General features: G+C 66.0%; 21 protein-coding genes. 14 read left to right on the top strand and 7 right to left on the bottom strand.

Annotation, left to right across the window (positions count from 1 at the left end):
• Positions 1-108 precede the first annotated feature (108 nt).
• Complete coding sequence (gene dnaN / locus BCR55_RS07680; protein WP_006401750.1) at positions 109-1,215, bottom strand: DNA polymerase III subunit beta; 1,107 nt, start codon at positions 1,213-1,215, stop codon at positions 109-111.
• 168 nt (positions 1,216-1,383) lie between these two features.
• A complete protein-coding gene (dnaA, locus tag BCR55_RS07685) occupies positions 1,384-2,958 on the bottom strand; it encodes a chromosomal replication initiator protein DnaA (protein ID WP_006407258.1) in 1,575 nt (524 codons plus the stop codon).
• A 418-nt stretch (positions 2,959-3,376) separates the two neighbouring features.
• Here dnaA and rpmH point away from each other — a divergent pair, with 418 nt between their 5' ends.
• The 5 genes from rpmH (at position 3,377) to BCR55_RS07715 (ending at position 7,359) form a co-directional block, all read left to right on the top strand.
• On the top strand, positions 3,377-3,511 hold the full coding sequence (gene rpmH / locus BCR55_RS07690) for a 50S ribosomal protein L34 (RefSeq protein ID WP_004198824.1): 135 nt from the start codon (positions 3,377-3,379) through the stop codon (positions 3,509-3,511).
• 15 nt (positions 3,512-3,526) lie between these two features.
• Positions 3,527-3,988: a ribonuclease P protein component gene (gene rnpA / locus BCR55_RS07695; RefSeq protein WP_012214387.1), complete on the top strand. Its 462-nt coding sequence runs from the start codon at positions 3,527-3,529 to the stop codon at positions 3,986-3,988.
• Between the two features lie 76 nt (positions 3,989-4,064).
• Entirely contained in the window at positions 4,065-4,331 is a 267-nt protein-coding gene (yidD, locus tag BCR55_RS07700) for a membrane protein insertion efficiency factor YidD (protein WP_006401754.1), read from the top strand.
• A gap of 8 nt (positions 4,332-4,339) precedes the next feature.
• A complete protein-coding gene (yidC, locus tag BCR55_RS07705) occupies positions 4,340-5,998 on the top strand; it encodes a membrane protein insertase YidC (protein ID WP_035489466.1) in 1,659 nt (552 codons plus the stop codon).
• Positions 5,999-6,136: 138 nt separating this feature from the next.
• A protein-coding gene (locus BCR55_RS07715; RefSeq protein ID WP_105775252.1) for an IS3 family transposase occupies positions 6,137-7,359 on the top strand; the annotation gives its coding sequence in 2 pieces (ribosomal slippage) (positions 6,137-6,502 and positions 6,505-7,359; 1,221 coding nt in all).
• A gap of 56 nt (positions 7,360-7,415) precedes the next feature.
• Here the strand turns inward: BCR55_RS07715 and BCR55_RS07720 are convergent.
• Positions 7,416-7,850, bottom strand: coding sequence for a transcriptional regulator (locus BCR55_RS07720; RefSeq protein WP_006407253.1), 435 nt, complete (start codon positions 7,848-7,850; stop codon positions 7,416-7,418).
• A 333-nt stretch (positions 7,851-8,183) separates the two neighbouring features.
• On the opposite strand from BCR55_RS07720, the gene mnmE reads away from it, so the two are divergent.
• Entirely contained in the window at positions 8,184-9,578 is a 1,395-nt protein-coding gene (mnmE, locus tag BCR55_RS07725; protein WP_053297846.1) for a tRNA uridine-5-carboxymethylaminomethyl(34) synthesis GTPase MnmE, read from the top strand.
• 438 nt (positions 9,579-10,016) lie between these two features.
• Here mnmE and BCR55_RS07730 read toward each other — a convergent pair whose 3' ends face one another.
• Both BCR55_RS07730 and BCR55_RS32990 read right to left on the bottom strand, forming a co-directional pair.
• Positions 10,017-10,265, bottom strand: coding sequence for a DUF2795 domain-containing protein (locus BCR55_RS07730; RefSeq protein WP_006407251.1), 249 nt, complete (start codon positions 10,263-10,265; stop codon positions 10,017-10,019).
• Positions 10,266-10,344: 79 nt separating this feature from the next.
• Positions 10,345-10,515, bottom strand: coding sequence for a hypothetical protein (locus BCR55_RS32990; RefSeq protein WP_006407250.1), 171 nt, complete (start codon positions 10,513-10,515; stop codon positions 10,345-10,347).
• 150 nt (positions 10,516-10,665) lie between these two features.
• Here BCR55_RS32990 and speG point away from each other — a divergent pair, with 150 nt between their 5' ends.
• The 3 genes from speG (at position 10,666) to BCR55_RS07745 (ending at position 12,754) form a co-directional block, all read left to right on the top strand.
• A complete protein-coding gene (gene speG, locus BCR55_RS07735; RefSeq protein ID WP_006411849.1) occupies positions 10,666-11,208 on the top strand; it encodes a spermidine N1-acetyltransferase in 543 nt (180 codons plus the stop codon).
• 453 nt (positions 11,209-11,661) lie between these two features.
• Positions 11,662-12,009 (top strand): surface attachment protein Sap1, encoded by a 348-nt coding sequence (gene sap1, locus BCR55_RS07740; RefSeq protein WP_006401763.1) that lies wholly within the window; start codon positions 11,662-11,664, stop codon positions 12,007-12,009.
• Positions 12,010-12,199: 190 nt separating this feature from the next.
• Entirely contained in the window at positions 12,200-12,754 is a 555-nt protein-coding gene (locus BCR55_RS07745; RefSeq protein ID WP_065494406.1) for a YaeQ family protein, read from the top strand.
• Between the two features lie 24 nt (positions 12,755-12,778).
• On the opposite strand, the gene BCR55_RS07750 is transcribed toward BCR55_RS07745, so the two are convergent.
• Positions 12,779-13,192, bottom strand: coding sequence for a VOC family protein (locus BCR55_RS07750; protein WP_006407247.1), 414 nt, complete (start codon positions 13,190-13,192; stop codon positions 12,779-12,781).
• A gap of 378 nt (positions 13,193-13,570) precedes the next feature.
• Between BCR55_RS07750 and ada the strand changes: the two genes are divergently transcribed.
• From ada to gshA, 3 genes are all read left to right on the top strand, one after another.
• The gene (ada, locus tag BCR55_RS07755) at positions 13,571-14,668 is read left to right on the top strand and encodes a bifunctional DNA-binding transcriptional regulator/O6-methylguanine-DNA methyltransferase Ada (RefSeq protein ID WP_065494407.1); all 1,098 of its coding nucleotides are present in this window, start codon (positions 13,571-13,573) and stop codon (positions 14,666-14,668) included.
• Positions 14,665-15,636 carry a DNA-3-methyladenine glycosylase gene (locus tag BCR55_RS07760; RefSeq protein WP_065494408.1) on the top strand — a complete coding sequence of 324 codons (972 nt, stop codon included), beginning with the start codon at positions 14,665-14,667 and terminating at the stop codon, positions 15,634-15,636. Before ada ends, BCR55_RS07760 begins: the two co-directional genes overlap by 4 nt.
• Positions 15,637-15,918: 282 nt before the next feature.
• Complete coding sequence (gene gshA, locus BCR55_RS07765) at positions 15,919-17,532, top strand: glutamate--cysteine ligase (RefSeq protein WP_006410378.1); 1,614 nt, start codon at positions 15,919-15,921, stop codon at positions 17,530-17,532.
• Positions 17,533-17,616: 84 nt separating this feature from the next.
• On the opposite strand, the gene BCR55_RS07770 is transcribed toward gshA, so the two are convergent.
• Entirely contained in the window at positions 17,617-17,928 is a 312-nt protein-coding gene (locus BCR55_RS07770) for a DUF4148 domain-containing protein (protein WP_065494409.1), read from the bottom strand.
• 367 nt (positions 17,929-18,295) lie between these two features.
• Between BCR55_RS07770 and BCR55_RS07775 the strand changes: the two genes are divergently transcribed.
• Together BCR55_RS07775 and BCR55_RS07780 are read left to right on the top strand one after the other, a co-directional pair.
• Positions 18,296-19,960: an L-lactate permease gene (locus BCR55_RS07775; protein ID WP_065494410.1), complete on the top strand. Its 1,665-nt coding sequence runs from the start codon at positions 18,296-18,298 to the stop codon at positions 19,958-19,960.
• A gap of 136 nt (positions 19,961-20,096) precedes the next feature.
• Positions 20,097-20,822, top strand: coding sequence for a phosphonate utilization associated transcriptional regulator (locus BCR55_RS07780; RefSeq protein ID WP_006410383.1), 726 nt, complete (start codon positions 20,097-20,099; stop codon positions 20,820-20,822).
• The last annotated feature ends 13 nt before the right edge of the window (positions 20,823-20,835 follow it).

The following is a 20,835-nucleotide window of genomic DNA, read 5'->3' on the forward strand; positions in this document are numbered from 1 at the left end:
TGGCCCCTCCAGGGCGCCGGCCCGGCGCGGGGAGGAGGGGTTGTCGAATCGCCATAAAAACGCCAAAGGGGCTTGCCGCCCCCTGGAATGTGTCGTGTGTCGCGCGCGTCAGATGCGCATCGGCATCACGACATACTTGAACTCGTCGTTCTCGGGCACGGTGATCAGTGCGCTCGAGCTGGCATCGCCGAGGCTCACCTGCACGGTGTCGACCTTCAGGTTCGCGAGCACGTCGAGCAGATACGTGACGTTGAAGCCGATGTCGACCGTATCGCCCTGATACGCGATTTCCAGTTCTTCCTGCGCCTCTTCCTGATCGGCGTTGGTCGACATGATCTTCAGCTGACCGGGCGCGACGATGCAGCGTACGCCCTTGAACTTGTCCGAGGTCAGGATCGCCGCACGTTGCAGCGAACGCTGCAGTTCCTCGCGGCCGATCTGGAACGTGTTCTTGTGCGCCTTCGGAATCACGCGCTGGAAGTCGGGGAACTTGCCCTCGACGAGCTTCGACACCAACTCGACCTGGCCGAACGTGAACTTCGCCTGCGTCTGGGCGATGTCGATCGTGACGGTGTCGTCGATGTCTTCGAGCAGGCGCTGCAGCTCGAGAATGGTCTTGCGCGGAACGATCACTTCCTGGCGCCCGAACGTGCCGCCGTCGATCTTCATCGACGAGAACGCGAGGCGGTGGCCGTCGGTGGCCACGGCCATCAGCTGATCGCCGTCGACGACGAGCAGCATGCCGTTCAGGTAGTAGCGGATGTCCTGCTGCGCCATCGCGAAGTGCACCATGCCGAGCAGCTGGCGGAACGACTTCTGCGGGACGGTCAGGCTCGCGCCGAAATCCTTCGCCTGCGCGACGGTCGGGAACTCGTCGGCCGCGAGCGTCTGCAGTGCGAAGCGGCTCTTGCCCGACTGAACGGTGAGGCGCTTGTCCGCGAGCGACAGCGTGACCTGGCCGTCGGGCATCGCGCGCAGGATGTCGAGCAGCTTGCGGGCCGCGACGGTGGTGGCCACCTGGTCGCTGCCGACGCCGAAATCGGCGCGCGTCGTGATCTGCAGCTCCAGGTCGGTCGACAGGAAAGAAACGTCCGGGCCGTTCTTCGTGATCAGCAGGTTGGCGAGGATCGGCAACGTGTGGCGGCGCTCGACGATGCCGCTGACCGTTTGCAGCGGCCTGAGGAGGGTGTCTCGTTCGGTCTTGACCAGTTGCATAGAGTTCCTTCGTTGAGATGACGGCCTGCAGCGCAGCAGCCTCGCAGCGCCCCGCGGCCGGACGTATTGCCCGCCGACGCCGGGGCGGTCAAACCTGTATTGTGCCTCAAAACCGAATCGCCCCTCCTAAATTGGGGCGGACTCATGATTCTCAAGTGCGCGGCGCGCTCAACCCTTCAGCGTCTGCTCCAGCACGTGCAGTTCGTGGTTCAGCTGCGCGTCCTTGCTGCGTTCGTCGGCGATCTTGCGCACCGCGTGCAGCACGGTCGTGTGATCGCGTCCGCCGAACAGCTCGCCGATCTCGGGCAGGCTCTTTTGCGTCAGTTCCTTCGCCAGATACATCGCGATCTGCCGCGGCCGCGCGATGTTCGCCGGACGCTTCTTCGAATACATGTCGGCGACCTTGATGTTGTAGAAGTCGGCGACGGTCTTCTGGATGTTCTCGACCGAAATCTGCCGGTTCTGCACGGTCAGCAGATCCTTCAGCGCTTCCTTGGTCAGCTCGATCGAGATCTCGCGGCCGTGGAACTTCGAATACGCGAGGATCTTGCGTAGCGCGCCCTCGAGCTCGCGCACGTTCGAGCGCAGATGCTTCGCGACGAAGAACGCGACGTCTTCCGACAGGTTCACGCCTTCGGACTGCGCCTTGCGCATCAGGATCGCGACGCGCATCTCGAGCTCGGGCGGCTCGATCGCGACGGTCAGCCCGGAATCGAAGCGCGAGATCAGGCGATCGTCGATCCCCGAAATCTCCTTCGGATACGTATCGCTGGTGATGATCACCTGCGCCTTGTTCGCGACGAGCGCCTCGAACGCGTAGAAGAATTCCTCCTGCGTGCGCGACTTGCCCGAGAAGAACTGGATGTCGTCGATCAGCAGCAGGTCGAGCGAGTGGTAGTAGCGCTTGAAATCGTCGAACGCCTTGCGCTGGTACGCCTTCACGACGTCCGACACGTATTGCTCCGCGTGGATGTAGCGGATCCGCGCGCCGGGCTTGTCGAGCAGCAGCTGGTTGCCGATCGCGTGGATCAGGTGCGTCTTGCCGAGGCCGACGCCGCCGTACAGGAACAGCGGGTTGTACGAGATGCCGGGGTTGTCCGCGACCTGGATCGCGGCCGCGCGCGCGAGCTGGTTCGCCTTGCCGGTCACGAAGTTGTCGAACGTGAGCACCGGGTTCAGCTTCGAGCGCTCGTACATCGAATCGGCCTCGCCGCCTGCCGCGGGCGCGGCGCCGGGGCCCGGACGCCAGGTGCGCCGGCCGGCCGCCGCCTCGTGGGCGGGCAGGCTCGGCAGGTCGATGTCGGCGTCGTCGTTGTTCAGATGATGCGCGGCGGCGGCCGACGGCGTCATCGGCACGTCGGCCGGCGCGGCGGGCGCGGCCGACTGGTTCGCGGTCAGATTCGCCGCGATCGCGGCCACCGTCGCGGCCGGGCCGCTCGCGAGCGGCGCGCGCGGCGCAGCGGGCGCCGCGCCGGCCGCCGGGCTGCGCATGCCGGCCTTCGGATCGAGGACGAACTGGACTTCGATCGGCGCGTTCCAGAAATCGCGGGCCAGATCGGCGATCCGACCCGAAAACTGGCTCTTGACCCAGTCTAGCTTGAAGCGGTTCGGCGCAGCGATGGACAGCGTGTTCGCCGACGCATCGAAGGCCACCGGGGCCAAGGGTTTGATCCACGTCACGTACTGCTGGGGCGTCAATTCGCGCTCCAGCAGTGCGGAACAGTGTTGCCAGAAATCGTTCATCAAATGACTGTCGTTTTATGCGTGCACAGCGACTCGCCGGCGCCCTTGTCGCGGTCGCGCAACAAGGCCCGAAGCGGCGTGCGAGCGTGCTTCGGGCGCCTGCGTCACGGTCTGGGGCGAGGCAGGCGCGAGCCGAAGCGGCGTGCGGGATTCTTGGAGATAAGGCGAGATTCTAACGCCAAACGCGGTCACAGCGGGACTTATCCACAGGGTGCGATTGTGGGTCGCGGGGCCGGATCGGCGAGGGCCGGCACAGGCGCAAGCACCGTAAAGTATTGACCGTCAAGAGAAAAACGGTTTAAATAGCGGGTTCCGCGAAAACCAATCCTGTATTTCCGGCGATTGCGTTCGCCCGAAGGCGTCCGGTAAGGGCACGCGGTCCCCTGAATTTCGACATTCTCGAACAAGTGAGAGCATCATGAAACGTACTTACCAACCGTCCGTGACGCGCCGCAAGCGCACCCATGGCTTCCGTGTCCGCATGAAGACGGCAGGCGGCCGCAAGGTCATCAACGCTCGCCGCGCGAAGGGCCGCAAGCGCCTCGCCATTTAAGGCGGGTTGCGCGCTGTGTCCGCCGTCCGCAGCCCTGCGGAGGGTGCCGTCGAACCGGGTGCGAATCCGTTGCAGACGAAAGCCGCCTTCCCGAAAGCTGCGCGACTTCTGAAAACGGATGAATTTTCATCCGTTTTTCGTTTGCGCCCGTGGCGGCGCTCCGCGCATTTCGTGATCTACGGCAAGCCGACCGGCCAGCCCGCGCGACTGGGGCTCGTCGTCGGCAAGAAGTACGCGCCGCGTGCCGTGACGCGCAATCTCGTGAAGCGGCTTGCGCGCGAAGCGTTTCGCGTGCGGCGGGCCGAATTCGCGGGATACGACCTGCTGCTGCGGCAGCACACGCGCTTCGACAAGAAGGCGCTGCCGAGCGCGGCTTCCGCTCCGCTCGCGGCGATGTGCGCGGCCGAAATCCGCGAGCTGCTCGACAGAGCGGCCCGGGAAATCGCCCGCCGCGCGTCGAAGCCCGCGTCCGAGTGACGCATCCGTGCCGAAGCGCGGCGTTCGCGCCCGCGCGGCCGGTTTTGACGCGGCGCCGAACGGCGTCGCCCCAGGTATGAAAACGGTATTGACCGCCTTGCTGCGCTTCTACAAGGTTGCCGTGAGTCCGCTGCTCGGCAACCGTTGCCGTTTTTATCCTTCCTGTTCGGATTACGCGCGCGAGGCAATCCAGTATCATGGCGCCGCGCGCGGCACGTATCTCGCCGTCAGGCGCGTGTGCCGATGCCATCCGTTTTCCGCGGGCGGCATCGACCTCGTCCCGCCGCCCAACTCCGACACTCGCGCGCGCGGCGACGCCGACGCGCAGTCCCATCGACTCTGAGACAACGCATGGATATCAAACGCACCGTCCTATGGGTGATCTTCTTCATGTCAGCTGTCATGCTGTACGACAACTGGCAGCGGTCCCATGGACGCCCGTCGATGTTCTTCCCGAGCGCCACGCAGACGGCCCCCGCGGCTGCCGGCGGCGCGTCCGGCACCGGCGCGACGACGACGGCCGGCAACGTGCCGGCCCCCGCTGCCGGCGCCGCGCCCGCAACGACGGCGCCCGCCGCACAGGCGCAGCTCGTGAAGTTCTCGACCGACGTGTATGACGGCGAAATCGACACGCGCGGCGGCACGCTCGCGAAGCTCACGCTGAAGAAGCAGGGCGACGGCAAGCAGCCCGATCTGTACATCACGCTGTTCGACCACACGGCGGGCCACACGTACCTCGCGCGCACGGGCCTGCTCGGCGACTTCCCGAACCACAACGACGTCTATACGCAGGTCAATGCGGGCCCGACGTCGCTGTCGGGCGACCAGAACACGCTGAAGCTGTCGTTCGAGTCGCCGGTGAAGGGCGGCGTGAAGGTCGTGAAGACGTACACGTTCACGCGCGGCAGCTACGTGATCGGCGTCGACACGAAGATCGACAACGTCGGCACGACGCCCGTCACGCCGACGCTCTACATGGAACTCGTGCGCGACAACACGGCCGTCGAAACGCCGATGTTCTCGCATACCTTCCTCGGGCCGGCGGTGTACACGGACGCGAAGCACTTCCAGAAGATCAACTTCAGCGACCTCGACAAGAACAAGGCCGACTACGTGACGTCCGCCGACAACGGCTGGGTCGCGATGGTGCAGCACTACTTCGCGTCGGCGTGGATTCCGCAGCAGGGCGCGAAGCGCGACATCTACGCGGAGAAGATCGATCCGTCGCTGTACCGCGTCGGCGTGAAGCAGCCGGTCGCCGCGATCGCGCCGGGCCAGTCGGTCGACGTGCAGGCGCGCCTGTTTGCCGGTCCGGAAGAAGAGCGCATGCTCGAAGGCATTGCGCCGGGCCTCGAACTCGTGAAGGACTACGGCTGGGTGACGATCATCGCGAAGCCGCTGTTCTGGCTGCTCGAGAAGATCCACAGCTACGTCGGCAACTGGGGCTGGGCGATCGTGCTGCTCACGCTGCTGATCAAGGCCGTGTTCTTCCCGCTGTCGGCGGCGAGCTACAAGTCGATGGCGCGCATGAAGGAAATCACGCCGCGGATGCAGGCGCTGCGCGAACGCTTCAAGAACGATCCGCAGAAGATGAACGCGGCGCTGATGGAGCTGTACAAGACCGAGAAGGTCAATCCGTTCGGCGGTTGTCTGCCGGTCGTGATTCAGATCCCGGTGTTCATCTCGCTGTACTGGGTGCTGCTCGCGTCGGTCGAAATGCGCGGCGCGCCGTGGATTCTGTGGATTCACGATCTGTCGCAGCGCGATCCGTACTTCATCCTGCCGGTGCTGATGGCCGTCTCGATGTACGTGCAGACGAGCCTGAACCCGACGCCGCCGGATCCGGTCCAGGCCAAGATGATGAAGTTCATGCCGATCGCGTTCTCGGTGATGTTCTTCTTCTTCCCGGCCGGCCTCGTGCTGTACTACGTCGTGAACAACGTGCTGTCGATCGCGCAGCAGTACTACATCACGCGCAAGCTCGGCGGCGTCAAGAAGAAGCCCGCATGACGCAACGGCGCGCGCGCGATCTGCCCGCGCGCCGCGCATGCAAAAAAGCCGCATGGTTCCGCCATGCGGCTTTTTGTTTTCAGGCTGACCCGTCCTGAAATAGGTTGACACTTTTTCGCCGAGACGAAGAGGTGGCAAGTGGAACAAGGGATCAAGCGGACGCAGCGGGACTACAGCTTGGCTTTTAAGCTATCGGTGGTGGCCCAAGTCGAAAAAGGCGAGCTGACGTATAAAGAGGCGCAGCGGCGCTACGGCATCCAAGGACGCTCGACCGTGCTGGTATGGTTACGTAAGCACGGCTTGCAGGATTGGGCCGATCCATCCGGCCGTGCGCGATCGGGTTCTACTATGTCAAAGCAAGACGCCAAGCCGCTCACGCCGGAGCAGCGCATCAAGGAATTGGAAACGCAGCTGCGAGAGGCACAGGAGAAAGCTGCGTTGTTCGAGGCCGTGCTCGACGTGATGCGCAAGGACTACGGGATCACCGTAAAAAAGCCTTCGGGCAGGTCGTCGCGCAAAAGCGGATCAAAAAGCTGAGCGTCGAACGAGCCTGCCGCTACATGGGCATCAGCCGGCAAGCGTATTACAAGCGATGTCGCAGCGAGGAACGCCGCAGCACGCAAGCCGAAGTCGTGACGACGCTGGTGCGCGATATACGGCTGCGCCAACCGAGACTCGGGGCACGAAAGCTGCACCATCTGCTCGGGCCTGTCTTGGGTGAGCGCGGCATCAAGCTCGGGCGAGATCGATTGTTCGATGTGCTGCGCGCCGCGCGCCTGTTGGTCGTGCCACACCGGGCGTACCACAAGACGACGCAGAGCCATCATCGCTTCCGGCGACATCCGAATCTGCTTAAACCCGGGCCGGATCAGGTCGTGCCGACTGGGCCCGAACAAGTGTGGGTGGCCGACATCACCTATCTGCCCACGGCTGGCCCGTTCGTGTACCTGAGCCTGATTACCGATGCGTTCTCGCGCAAGATCGTCGGTCATCACGTTCACGACAGCCTACAGACCGAACAGGTCAGTCAGGCGCTGAAGAAGGCGTTGCGCACGCGCCAGACCAGCCAGCCCTTGATCCATCATTCCGATCGTGGGATCCAGTACTGCTCGACCTACTATCAGGACATCCATCGGCGTCACGGCTTGCGCTGTTCGATGACGGACGGCTACGACTGCTATCAAAATGCGCTGGCCGAGCGGGTCAACGGCATCCTCAAGGGTGAGTTCTTGCTGCAGCGTCCTGCTGACCTCGAGCAGGCCACCAAGATGGTCGAACAGTCCGTGCGCACCTACAACCACGAGCGGCCACATGCTGCCCTGAAATACAAAACGCCCGATGCGGTGCATCGGGCGTTCTAGCGTACGGATACTGTCAACCTATTCTAGGACTTGACAGGCGGCGCTTGGCGCGCCGCTCACGGTTTCTTTGCGTCGCCCTTCGGTTCGCCGTAGAACTGTTCGACGAGTTCCTGCACCAGATAACGCTGATGCGGCGACAGCGCTTCGATCTTCGATGCGAGCTCGATCGTCTCCGGTGTCGGCGGATAGCGTTCGTCGCGCGGCAGCGGTTGCGGCGTCGCATGATCGGCCGCGCTCGGCGACGGGCCGTAGTGCAGCCAGTGCAACTCGACGCGCAACCATTCGGCGAGCGTTTCGAGTTTGTCGGGCGTCGGAATGGTGCGGCCCGTCAGCCATTTGTGCGCGGTCTGCGGCGAAACCGGATGCGTTCCGCGATGACGCAGATTGAAGCGGTTGGCAAGCTCCGTCGCACCGGCGATCTTTTCCGGGCTGCGCCGCAAGGCGAATTTCAGGCGTTCCGAGAACGCCGCTTTTTCTTCGGGTGTCGGCATGGACGGGATTGTGCAATTCCGCCGACCCGTTTCAGACAACCGTATGGGATAAACATATCCTATGCAGACGAATCCCAACCTGTCGACCGGCGGGTGCGGAACGAAACGACCGGGCGCGAATGCGCGCCGGACGGCATACCGGTCCGAAGCGCGTCGCGCGACAGTGTACGGGACTGAGACACGGCTTATCCCCACCGGGATAAATTCGATACCGTCTGAAACGGCCAGATGCGCCCGCCGTGCGGGTGCGGGCGCGCTACAATGCCGGCGTTCGTTTGCCCGACCTGTTGCGCGGGCGCACCACTGACTGCCTGATCACCGCCTCCGATCCCCATGCTCGCTACCGATTCCGATCCGATCGTCGCCATTGCCACTGCTGCCGGCCGGGGCGGCATCGGCGTCGTCCGCGTATCGTTCGGGCGCGGCGGCGAGGCGGCGGCGCTGCCGATGATCGACGCACTATGCGGTCAGCGGCTCGCGCCGCGCCATGCGAGCTACGTGCCGTTCCTCGACGCGCAGGGCGCGCCGCTCGATCGCGGCATCGCGCTGTACTTCCCGGCGCCGCACTCATATACGGGCGAGCACGTGCTCGAACTGCAGGGGCACGGCGGCCCGATCGTGATGCAGCTGCTGCTGCAGCGCTGCCTCGACGTCGGTCGCGCGGTCGGACTGCGGCTCGCGGAGCCCGGCGAATTCACGCGCCGCGCATTTCTGAACGACAAGCTCGATCTCGCGCAGGCCGAAGCGGTCGCCGATCTGATCGAGGCAAGCACCGAGGCAGCCGCGCGCTCGGCCGGGCGCTCGCTCGACGGGGCGTTTTCGCGGCAGATTCATGCACTCGTCGACGACGTGATCGATCTGCGGATGCTGGTCGAGGCGACGCTCGATTTTCCGGAAGAGGAAATCGACTTTCTCGAAGCGGCCGACGCACGCGGCAAGCTCGCGAAGATCCGCGCGCAGCTCGCGCACGTGCTCGGCGATGCGCGGCAGGGCGCGCTGCTGCGCGAAGGGCTGTCGGTCGTGCTCGCGGGGCAGCCGAACGTCGGCAAGTCGTCGCTGCTGAACGCGCTGGCCGGCGCGGAGCTCGCGATCGTCACGCCGATCGCCGGCACGACGCGCGACAAGGTCGCGCAGACGATCCAGGTCGAAGGGATTCCGCTGCACATCATCGATACGGCCGGCCTGCGCGAGACCGAGGACGAGGTCGAGCGGATCGGGATCGCGCGCACGTGGAGCGAGATCGAGCGCGCGGACGTCGTGCTGCATCTGCTCGATTCGCGCACCGGGATGACCGCGGACGACGACGCAATCGCCGCGCGTTTCCCGGCCGGCGTGCCGGTCGTGCGCGTGCTGAACAAGACGGATCTGACCGGCGTGCCGGCATCGGCTGCACATCCGGCCGAGGAAGGCGATCTGACCGAAGTGCATCTATCCGCGAAGCGCGGCGACGGGATCGACCTGCTGCGTGCGGAGCTGCTGCGCATCGCCGGCTGGCAGGCCGGCGCGGAAGGCGTGTATCTCGCGCGCGAGCGGCATCTGATCGCGCTGCGCGCCGCGCAGGATCACCTCGCGCGCGCGGCCGAGCATGCGGAACAGCGTGCGCAGTCGCTCGATCTGTTCGCGGAGGAGCTTCGGCTCGCGCAGGAACAGCTCAATGCGATTACGGGGGAATTTACTTCGGACGATCTGCTGGGCGTGATCTTCAGCAGGTTTTGCATCGGGAAGTGACGCGGCAATCGCCGCCATCACTTCACCTTCAACGCCGCGCGCCGAGGCGCGGCAAGCGGGGCGTCATCGCGTTGCCGAAGCGCCCGTGCGCGGCATCGGCATCAGTCCCAATGCCGATGATGATGGTGATACCCGCCGTCGTAATAGCCGCCGTCCGGCACGACGATGCAGCCGCTCAGCAACGCGGCCACACCGGCAATCAGCAACAGAGTCTTTTTCATCGCGTTCACCCGCTGGATTCGATATGGAACCCAGCATAGCGAGCGCCCCGAACACCGGCTGTAAGGATTCGTTTCCCCGGCGTCCATTGCGTAACGGCGCATTATTCCGGTCAGAATGACCGTAACAAATCGCCGAAACCGCTGACGTTTCGAGCTGTCGGGCCGCAAAAGGACGCGCAGGACGCGTGGCGCGGCGGCGGCGTGCGCGCGCGTCGCCTCAGGTGCCGATGCCGGGCCCGAAATTGCCGGCGACCCAGCGCGTGACGGCATCGACGTCCGGATAATCCTGCTCCGGCAGGCCGTCGAGCATCGACAGCACTTCGTTGCTCGCGCCGGCGTCGCGCGCGGCGTCCACGATCGCGTCCTTGTTCGCCGGGTAGCGGACGGCGGCGAGCACGTCGGCGATTTGCAGATCGATCGCTTCGTTCGGAATGTCGTGTGCGGGAGTGGGCAGTTTGTCGTTCACGTCGGAATCTCGCGGTCGGGGCAGATGAGGCCGCCGCGCGGCGGCGCGGCCGCGGGCGCGTCGCCGCGCGGCGGGCGATTCAGTGGCCGCGACGCACGCGGCGCCACGGATGCTTCCAGTCGATATGCGGCGCGTGTTCGTCGCGCGGATGCTGGCGGCGATGTTCCTGCCAGAGTTCGTCGGAAAACAGCGCTGCGACAATGACGAGCGGCAGCACGAGAAAGATGCCGAGAATGACATGCTCGATCACGATAGCCTCCTTGCGGTGGCAGGAACCCTTGCTCCCATTCTAGGCTCTGAACTTCGCCGGCGTTCAACTTCTTACAACGCGCCGCGCGGCGGCCGCGACAGCGGACGCACGCGTTCGACGCACACGCCGGCCTCAAAAAAGGACGCGAATATGCAACTTCAGAACGAGACCCATACGCTTGCGCTGCGCCCGCTGGAACGTCAGGACCTGCGCTTCGTTCACGAGCTGAACAACGACGCGAAAATCATGCGCTACTGGTTCGAGGAACCGTACGAAACGTTCGCCGAGCTGTCGCAGCTGTACGACCGCCACGTGCACGATCAGCGCGAACGCCGCTTCGTCGCGGTCGACACGCAGGGCGAACTGGTCGGGCTCGTCGAGTTGATCGAGCTCGACTACATCCATCGCCGCGGCGAGTTCCAGATCATCATCGCGCCGCAGCGTCAGGGGCGCGGCTATGCGGGGCAGGCAACGCGGCTCGCGATCGAGTACGCGTTCAAGGTGCTGAACCTGCGCAAGCTGTATCTGATCGTCGATACGTCGAACGCGGCGGCGATTCACATCTACGAAAAGTGCGGTTTTCAGCACGAGGCCGAATTGAAGGAAGAATTTTTCGGCAACGGCACGTATCACAACGCGTATCGGATGTGCATCTTCCAGCGCGACTATTTTGCGAAGCAGCAAGCGGCGTAATCGAACCGCGCGAATGGCCGGGCCGATCCGGATAAATACGGATCGGCTTATTTCTGGCATTTTTCTTGAATGATGTAAATCGGATAGCGCAGCGCAATAATCGGGCAGCGCGTCGCACGACTTTATGTGCGTTGCATCAAAATGGTCTGGACATCGAAATGGATTATCCAAACCGTTCATGCCGTGCGCTGTAACTGCGTTGAAAGCCTTGTCACGTAACGCTCTGCGAACTGTCGCCATCAATCCGGCCGCCGTGTAGCCGAAGCGCGGCGGGCGTTGCCGACGCCAAAAAACGCTCGCGCGCAGGGTGCGACAATTCGCCGCTATTGCGATCGCACAACAAATGTGCTTGCTATCGTTTGCCGGTCTTCTAAAGTGAAAAACGCGGGTTCACGATCACCTTTAAACACATAGCTAACCCCAGCCTGGTGCCCGCAAGCCTGGAGACAAAACATGATGAAGCGTACCGGTGTCTTTCTTGCCCTCGTCGGCGCGTGTGCGATGGTGTCGATTGCCCAGGCGGGCGGCGATGTAGCCGTTCAGCCGAAGCAGGAAATCCAGTTGACGAAGAATGCCTGGGGCTGCCTGTCGAAAGACAATCTGGATTCCGTACTGAGTCACGAACGCGACGGCAAGGCGCAGGCGAAGCAGCAGTACTTCGACGACTTCCGTTGCCTGTCGGTACCGGAAGGCCAGCGTTTCCGCGTGGTGTCGGTCGAGCACGGCGACGTGCAGTTCGTCAGCGCGGACAACAGCGACCAGCAAGGTCTCTGGACGGACGCGCGCTTCATCAAGCAGTAACGCGCAGTCGCACGACGACGCGACGCGGCAGGCACCGCGTGCGCCGGCTCGCCGAGCTGGCGGCGCGGATCGGACGCGGCCCGGCAATGCCGGGCCGTTGTGCTATGGGCATGCGGCGACACGCGCGGCCGCACGCATTCGGTATCATCACGGCCCGACCGAACCGAATGCCCGCCCGGGCCGCATCCGCATGGCGCTGAAATCCACGATCTACAAAGCCGAACTGCAAATCGCCGACATGGATCGGCATTACTACGCCGATCATGCGCTGACGGTCGCGCGTCATCCGTCCGAAACCGACGAACGGATGATGGTGCGGATCGCCGCGTTCGCGCTGCTCGCGCACGAGCGTCTCGAGTTCGGCAAGGGATTGTCGGACACCGACGAGCCCGATCTGTGGCAGAAGGATCTGACCGGCGCGATCGACGCATGGATCGAGGTCGGCCAGCCCGACGAGCGGCGCATCGCGAAGGCAGCGGGCCGCGCCGCACAGGTCACGGTGATCGCGTACGGCGGGAAGACGTCGGATATCTGGTGGCAGGGCGTGCGCAGCAAGGTCGAGCGGCTGCGCAACGTGCAGGTGCTGTCGCTCGCGGAAGGCGTCGCGGCCGCGCTTGGCCGCCTCGCGGAGCGCACGATGCGCCTGCAGTGCACGGTGCAGGACGGCGCCGCGTGGATCTCGAGCGCCGATCACGATCCGGTCGCGGTCGAATGGACGACGCTGAAGGCGCGCGCCGACGCGTGAGCGCGCCATCCGCGGCCCGCACGCTCAGCCGACGACGGCAGGCGGCCCCTTGAACTCCAGCATGTTTCCTTCCGGATCGAACAGGTAGATCGACGGCCCGTAGCCGCCGGCGCCGTAGCGCTCGATCGGCTCGCCGGGCCGCGCACCGAAACGGGCGAAGTGCGCGATCAGCGCGTCGGGGTCGAACGGTTCGACGCGCAGGCACACGTGATCGACGTTGCGCCCGGCGCCGGGCGGCCCGCTGTCGGCGCGGTCGATCTTGCTGCCGACGGCGAGCAGGTCGATCAGCGCGTCGCCGGCGCGCAGTTGCACGAGGCCGAGATCGGGCTGCTCCTTCTCGACGTGACAGCCGACGGCATCGCAGTAAAAGCGCGTCATCGCAGCCATGTCGGTGACGCGCAGCACGACGTGGTCGATGCCGCGCAGGGTCGGTTTCATGGACGAACGCTCCTTCGCCAGGCAAGGTTCATCGAGTGTAGACCACGCACGCGCATCGGCCGGAACACGGCACAATCGACGGACGAAAAAAAGCCCGTTCACGCGGAACGGGCTTAATCCATATCAGGAGGAGACATGGAGGAGACAGGAACCACTATACACATACGAATGGTGCGATGCAATATCGTGTGTGTAAAAAAACGTCAGGACGGCGTTTTGTCGCACCCGCAGTGCAGCAAAATTGTGACGGCGCGATGACAGGCGGCGTCGCTTGCGGCCCCGATTTGCGCCGCGGATGACAGCGCAAGATTCGGCGCGCGACTGTACGTGCCGGCGCCTAAAGTGGGCACCGTCTACACTCGAGAGTGCGAGGTTACGATGAAAACCGCCTATCCGACCGACGATGCCCGCTGGGGCGCCGTGACTGCCCGCGATCCGCACGCGGACGGCGCGTTTTTCTACGCAGTCCGCACGACGGGCGTGTTCTGCCGTCCGAGCTGCGCGTCGCGGCTGCCGCGCCGCGAGCACGTGGCGTTCTTCGACGATCCGGCCGCCGCGCGGGCGGCAGGCTTCCGGCCCTGCAAGCGCTGTCAGCCGGAAGGGCTGCCGCGCGAGTTCGAGATCGTCAATCGCGCCTGCGCGGTGCTCGATGCCCATTCGGAGCGGCTGACGCTGCAGCAGCTGAGCGACGCCGTGCATGTGAGCCCGTTTCATCTTCAGCGGCTGTTCAAGCGCGTCGTCGGCGTGTCGCCGCGGCAATACCAGGCCGCACAGCGCGGCGCCGCGCTGCGCCAGGCGCTGCAGCGCGGGCAGCCCGTCACGCGCGCCGCGGTCGACGCCGGCTTCAATTCGCCGTCGCGGCTCTACGCGTCGGTGCCGCGCGAGCTCGGGATGGCGCCGTCCGCGTTTCGCCGGCAAGGCGCGGGGCTGCGGATCGACTATGCGACCGCGCCGACGTCGCTCGGCACGGTGCTCGTCGCCGCGACCGACAAAGGCATTTGCCGGATCGCGTTCGGCGACGAACCGGCTGCGCTCGTGCACGAACTGAAGGCGAGCTTCGCGCGGGCCGAGCTCGTCGAATCGCCGGCGCGGCTCGCACCGTTCATCGCGCAGATCGGCGCCTATCTGGACGGCACGCGGCACACCTTCGACTTGCCGCTCGACATCGCGCCGACCGCGTTCCAGCAGCGCGTCTGGGAAGCGCTCACGCATATTCCGTACGGCGAGACGCGCAGCTATTCGGAGATCGCCGCAGCGCTCGGCGCGCCGGGCGCGGTGCGCGCGGTTGCGTCCGCGTGCGCGTCGAATCCGGTCGCGCTCGCGATTCCGTGTCATCGTGTCGTGCAGAAGGGCGGCGCGCTCGCCGGCTATCGGTGGGGCGTGCGCCGCAAGGCGACGCTGCTCGCATCCGAAGCGCGCCGCGCACGCGACGACGAACCGGCCACGGCCGCCATCGAGGAGGACAGCACAGCTTGAGCATCGAAATCGCAACGATCGCATCGACAGCGGACGGCGGCCACGTGCCGCCGTCGGCGCAACTGGAACTGCGCTTCAAGGCGCCGTACGACTGGCCGCGCGTGCTGCGCTTTTTCAGCGGCCGCGCGATCCCCGGCGTCGAGCAGGTCGCGCACGGCGTCTATCGACGCATCGTCGATCTGCACGGCGAACCGGGCCGGCTCACCGTGACGCGGCATCCGCGTCGGCATTGTCTGATCGCGACCGTCGAAGGCGCGGCGGCGCGCCACGTCGACGATGCATTCGCCGCGCGTGTCGCGTCGATGTTCGATCTCGGCGCGGACCCGGCCGCGATCGGCAGCGGGCTCGCGCGCGACCCGTGGTTCGCGCCGCTCGTCGCGGCCGCGCCGGGGCTGCGCGTGCCCGGCGCGTGGTCGGGTTTCGAGCTGGCGGTGCGGGCGATCGTCGGCCAGCAGGTTAGCGTGAAGGCCGCGACGACGATCGTCGGGCGGCTCGTCGAACGCGCGGGCGAGCGCGTGCGGCATGACGATGCAGATACGGCCGACGGTGCGCCCGCCTGGCGCTTTCCGACGCCGGACGCGCTCGCCACGTGCGATCTCGCGAAGATCGGCATGCCGGGCAAGCGCGCGGCCGCGCTGACCGGGATGGCGCGCGCGGTCGCGGCCGGCGACGTGCCGGTCGACACCGCGCAGGCCGATCTCGCGACGCTGCGCGCCGCGTGGCTCGAATTGCCCGGCATCGGCCCGTGGACGGTCGAATACATCGCGATGCGCGCATGGCGCGATCCGGACGCGTGGCCCGCGTCTGATCTGGTCCTGATGCAGTCGATCGCCGCGCGCGATCCGTCGCTCGACCGGCTCGCGAGCCAGAAGCAGCGCACCGAGGGCTGGCGGCCGTGGCGCGCGTACGCGGCGCTGCATCTGTGGAACGAGGTCGCGGACCGGATGGGCGCCGCGCGCGGCGGCTAGCCGCTATTGCATCGGAACCGGCGCTGCGTACGATGGCCGCGCGCCGCGTTCCGTCGGACGAATCCGCAACCGCCTGCGCAGCCGCCTCGCTGCGTGCTGCATAACGTCGGCGCAACGCCGCACGCCGCGCGCCCGGACCGTCGATTTCACGCCCGCGCGCGCGCCGGCGCACCTCAAGCGCGTGTTTCGGCGAGATGTTAAAGTGCCCGCTACCAACGAAGCGACCAATAATCCAGCCGGCCGCGCGGCATCGTCCTGCGGCCGTCCCGCACTTGCGCATCCATGTCGAACACCATGACTCACCGCCAGTCCGAACTGCTGCTGAATCGCCTCGATGCGCTGAGCACGGGCCCGACGCGGCAGCATCTGCCCGACGGCCTGCGCGGCATCGAAAAGGAAAGCCTGCGCGTGACGCGCGACGGGATGATCGCGTTCACGCCGCACCCGCGCGCGCTCGGATCGGCACTCACGCATCCGTCGCTGACGACCGATTATTCCGAAGCGCTGCTCGAGCTGATCACCCCCGCGGAAGGAGACGCCGCGCTGACGCTCGAACGCCTCGACGAACTGCATCGCTACGTGTACGCGTCGCTCGGCGACGAGCTGCTATGGAACAACTCGATGCCCGGCCTGCTGCCCGCCGACGACGAGATCCCGATTGCGAACTACGGCACGTCGAACATCGGTCGGCTGAAGACGGTGTATCGCCGCGGCCTCGCGTATCGCTACGGCCGCACGATGCAGTGCATCGCGGGCATCCACTACAACTACTCGCTGCATGAGGAAGTGTGGCGGCGGCTGCATGCGGACGAAGGATCGACCGCGACGCTCGTCGACTATCAGTCCGAGCGCTATCTCGCGCTGATCCGCAACTTCCGGCGCCGCAGCTGGCTGCTGATGTATCTGTTCGGCGCGTCGCCCGCGCTCGACACGAAGTTCCTGCGCGGCAAGCCGAACACGCTCGAAGCGTTCGACGCCGATACGCTGTACCGCCCGTATGCGACGAGCCTGCGCATGAGCGATCTCGGCTACTCGAACACGACCGCACAGGCCGCGCTGCACGTCGACTACAACACGCTGCCCGGCTATCTCGACGCGCTGTCGAAGGCCGTCAGCGAGCCGTATCCGCCGTACGAGGCGATCGGCACGCACCGCGACGGCGAGTGGATCCAGATCAACACGAACGTGCTGCAGATCGAGAACGAGTTCTACTCGACGATCCGGCCGAAGCGCGTCACCTATTCGGGCGAGCGTCCGCTGCATGCGCTCGCGTCGCGCGGCGTGCAGTACATCGAAGTGCGCTGCCTCGACATCGATCCGTTCGAGCCGACCGGCATCGCGATCGACACCGCGCGCTTTCTCGACGCGTTTCTGCTCGCATGCGCGCTCGACGCGAGCCCGACGCTCGACTGCGACGCGTACAAGGAAGCGAATGCGAACTTCGCGAGCGTGACGATGGAAGGCCGCAAGCCGGGACTGATGCTGACGCGCGACGGCGAGCCGATCGCGATGCGCGCGTGGGCCGATGCGCTGATGGCCGACATCGAAACGATCGGCCGCCGTCTCGACGAGATTCGCGGCGACGATGCGCATGCGCGCGCGATCGCCGCGCAGCGCGAGAAGCTCGCCGATCCGGAACGCACGCCGTCGGCGCGTGTGCTGCGCACGATGCGCGAGAACGGCCACTCGTTCCTCGCGTTCGCGCGCGCGCAGAGCGAAGCGCATGCCGCGTACTACCGTGCGCATCCGCCGTCGGCGGACGCGATGCGCGCATCGACCGCACTGGCCGAGCAGTCGCTCGCCGAGCAGGCGGAGCTGGAAGCGAAGGAGGCCGGATCGTTCGACGCGTTCGTCGCGGCCTATCGCGCATATACGCTGAACCGCTTCAGCGTCTGACGTGCGTCGCGGCGCACTGCGCCGCGCACGTCGGCGCCCGTCGGGCGATCTTGCTGCGAGCGCCTCAGCACGTGCGGCGCGCCATCAGTGGTGCGCATACGTCTCGCGATCGGCTGCGCGCGGCAGCGCCGGCTTGCCCGATTCGACATTCGCACGGCCGGTGCCGCCATATCCGGCGCGTTCGCGCGCAGCGGCCGCGCGTCGCATGATCGTCTGCATGTCGTCCGGGAAGTTCGGGCTGCTCGCGAGGCTCGCGCGATAGCCAACCGCCTGCAGTTCGGCGAGTTCCTGACGAACCTCGGCGCGCGTCAGCGGCCGCGATGCGGGCTGCGCGTGCGCCGCGCACGTCGAGCCGATCAGCAGCGCAGCACATACGGCCTGTTTCAACGTGTTCATATCGTGTTTGGCTCCATGGCATGCCGGCGCGGCGCCGTCGGCGGCGCGGCCGGATTCGATGCAGCGAGTCTAGACTTCGGACGCCCAACGAAACATCCCGCTCGCAGACAGGCTCCTTTGTTCGACACGCAACATTGCGGCGGCGCGACGCGACGCGACGCGCGCGTAGCTGTCGTGCCTGTCAGCGCGCTGCCCGCTGCGCGTCGGCGAACGGCCGCGCACAGCGGCCGGCCTCGGGCTTGCCCTCCCTTGTACAAGCGGCACGTGGCTCCTAACCTCTTTTAAGCGACCGATCGGTTGGCGACGCAGACCGTTGCATGCGCAAGCGGCCGATCGATCGGCTCGTCGTCCATCCAGAGGAGACACGATGAATCCCACAGTCGCTCTACCGCCCGGCATCGTCTTCGCGCAGCCGCTGACGCCCGTCGCCGGCTCGCTGCTGCTCTCGTTCCTCGTCGCCGTGATTCCGATCGCCGTTGCGCTGATCGCGCTCGGCGTGCTGCGCCGCCCTGCGTGGCAGGCGTCGCTCGCCGGGCTCGTCGCGGGCCTCGCGGTCGCGATCGGGGCGTGGGGGATGCCGGCCGGTCTCGCGTTCGATGCGGTCGGCGCCGGAATGGCGCTCGCCGTCGTGCCCGTGATGTGGATCGTCTTCAACGCGCTGCTGCTGTACAACATCGCGGTGAAGTCGGGCCGCTTCGACCAGTTCCGGCAATGGATGCTCGACAATCTGCCCGACGACCGCCGCCTCGTGCTGCTGGTCGTCGCGTTCTCGTTCGGCTGTCTGCTCGAAGGGATCTCGGGGTTCGGCACGCCGGTCGCGATCACCAGCGCGTTGCTGATCGCGCTCGGCTTCCCCGCGCTCGAAGCGCTGACCTATACGCTGCTGTTCAATACCGCGCCGGTCGCGTTCGGCGCGCTCGGCGTGCCGATCACGGTGCTCGGCGCCGTCACGTCGCTGCCGCCGACGACGCTTGCCGCGATGGTCGGCCGCCAGCTGCCGTTCTTCGCGCTGCTGCTGCCGTTCTACGTGGTTGGCGCGTACGGCGGCATGCGTTCGATCGCGCGGCTGTGGCCTGCGCTGCTCGTATCGGGCGGCAGCTTCGCGCTCGCGCAGTTCGTCACGTCGAACTATCTCGGCTATCAGCTGACTGACGTGCTGTCGTCGCTCACGTCGCTGATCGTCACGATCGGCTTCCTGCAGATGTGGAAGCCGCAGCCCGATCCGCAGTTCTCGCTCGCACGCGGCGCGGGCGCGGGCACGGAGACGGGCGTGGGCACGGGCGGCAGCGGCATGCGCGCCGGATTCGGCGGCTGGCTGCCGTGGATCGTCGTGTCGGTCGTCGTGATCGTGTGGGTGCATGCGAACATCGCGGCGATCGGCGACGTGAAGATCAAGTGGCCGGGGCTGCACAATGCGGTGTTCGTGTCGCTGTACCAGAAGCCGTATGCGGCGATCTGGGACTTCCAGCCGCTCGGCACGGGCACCGCGATCCTCGTGGCCGCGATCATCACCGCTGCGCTCACGCGCACGGGCGTCGGCGCGTTCTTCGAGTGCGTGGTGAAAACGTGGCGGCAGACGTGGATCGCGATCGTCACGGTGATGATGATCGTCGGGCTCGCGTACCTGCTCAACTACTCGGGCATCAGCTATACGCTCGGCACCGGCGTCGCATCGACGGGCGCGCTGTTTCCGCTCGTGTCGGCGTCGCTCGGCTGGATCGCGGTGTTCCTGTCGGGCAGCGATACGTCGGGTAATGCGCTGTTCGGCAATCTGCAGGTCGTCGCCGCGCGGCAACTCGGCCTCGATCCGGTGCTGATGGCCGCGACCAATTCGTCGGGCGGCGTGATGGGCAAGATGATTTCGCCGCAGAATATCGCGACCGGCGTGTCGACGACCGATTTGAAAGGGCGCGAAGGGATCGTGTTCGCGCGCACGTTCTGGCACAGCGTCGTGCTGACGCTGCTGCTCGGCGTGCTGGTCTTCCTGCAGCAGCACGTGCTCACATGGATGATCCCGGCGCTGCCGAAGTGAGCGCTGCGCCGCCGCGGCGGCGCAAGCTTTTTGGAAACTGAAAACTGTTGACAATATGTCGGGCTAAGGGTATACAGGGATCATTCGCCGATATGGCGCCCCTGTTTCCTGCCGCAGCCTTGCTGCCTGCCCGACCATGACTGCCCCGAACGCGCTGAACGCCATCGAACTCCTGCAAAGCCAGTCGCTCGCGATGATCGTCCAGGACATGCTGGAGCGCGCGATCGTGTCCGGCGAATACGCACCGGGCGAGAAGCTGAACGAAGTCGAGATCGCGACGAAGCTGAACGTGTCGCGCGGGCCGGTGCGCGAAGCGTTCCGTGCGCTCGAGCAGGCCGGCCTGCTGCGCAACGAGAAGAACCGCGGCGTGACCGTGCGCGTCGTGCCGCTGCGCGAGGCCGAGGAAATCTACGAGGTGCGGGCGATGCTCGACGAATCGGTCGCGCGCGCGCTCGCGAAGCGCATGTCGGCCGACACGCTGAAGATCCTGAAGGGCATCGTCAAGTCGATGAAGGAGGCCGCGAAGACACACGACGTCACGCGCTACACCGAGCTCAACGTGCAGTTCCACGATGCGATGGTGGTCGGCGTCGGCAATACGCATCTCACCGATACGTATCGCCGGCTCGTTCGCCAGCTCGGGCTGCTCCGCCAGGCGGCGATCGAGGCGGAAGAGGATGCGATCGCGGTGTCGGCGGCCGAGCACGACAAGATCGTGCAGGCGCTCGCCGACGGCGACGAGGAGAAGGCCGTCGCGCTCGTGCGCGAGCACGTCGCGCACGGTCTGGCGCGGATGCGGCGCACGCACGAGCAGGGCCTGCCGGCGGCCGGCAAGGCGGCGCGCGAGAAGGCGCGCGCGTAGCGCTCGGCACGCG

This window comes from Burkholderia sp. CCA53, assembly GCF_001685525.1.
In the GTDB taxonomy this organism is placed as follows: domain Bacteria; phylum Pseudomonadota; class Gammaproteobacteria; order Burkholderiales; family Burkholderiaceae; genus Burkholderia; species Burkholderia multivorans.